This is a genomic window from Bartonella sp. PS7NMGDW (assembly GCF_042193585.1).
In the GTDB taxonomy this organism is placed as follows: Bacteria; Pseudomonadota; Alphaproteobacteria; order Rhizobiales; family Rhizobiaceae; genus Bartonella; species Bartonella grahamii.
The window spans coordinates 1-535 of the sequence record NZ_JBHILX010000134.1 but is presented as its reverse complement, the minus strand read 5'-3'; the positions used below and the strand labels follow the sequence as shown (position 1 = coordinate 535).

1 pseudogene is annotated in these 535 nt (G+C 41.7%); it reads left to right on the top strand.

The window, feature by feature from the left end:
* Positions 1–535 (top strand): annotated as a pseudogene (locus ACFIKJ_RS09730) (hypothetical protein); the annotation flags it as partial.

Genomic DNA, 535 nt, shown 5'->3' with positions numbered 1-535 from the left:
GATGTGACACAAGGTGTTGCACAAGATTCTTTATCATGGAACAAAGATGAAAATGCCTTTACTGCAAAACATGGAGAAAAAGAAGATGAGAAAACAAACAGCAAGATCACGTTTCTTAAGGATGGTGAGCTCTCAAAAAAATCAACCGATGCGGTGAATGGCTCACAGCTCCATTCTACGAACACAGCCCTTGCTAAATATTTTGGTGGCGATACTAAGTATGAGGAAGGCAAATGGACAAAACCTGATTTCAAAGTTGCGCAATTTGATGCTGATGGCACAGAAGGTGAGAAGAATACTTATCACAATGTTGCTGATGCTTTTGAAGGTGTTAACAGTACTTTCACCACTTTGAATGAAGAGATTGTCGATGTAAGAGACAGTATCCTTGTTAAGGAAGAAGAAGAGGTTACTTTAGCGCGTAGTCTCCGTTCGGGGGGAGCGACTATTATCACCATTGGTAAGGGATCAGGCGGCACTAAACTCAGTGTTTTAAACAAAGACGGTGCTAATCGGACCATTTCTGGTGTGAGTG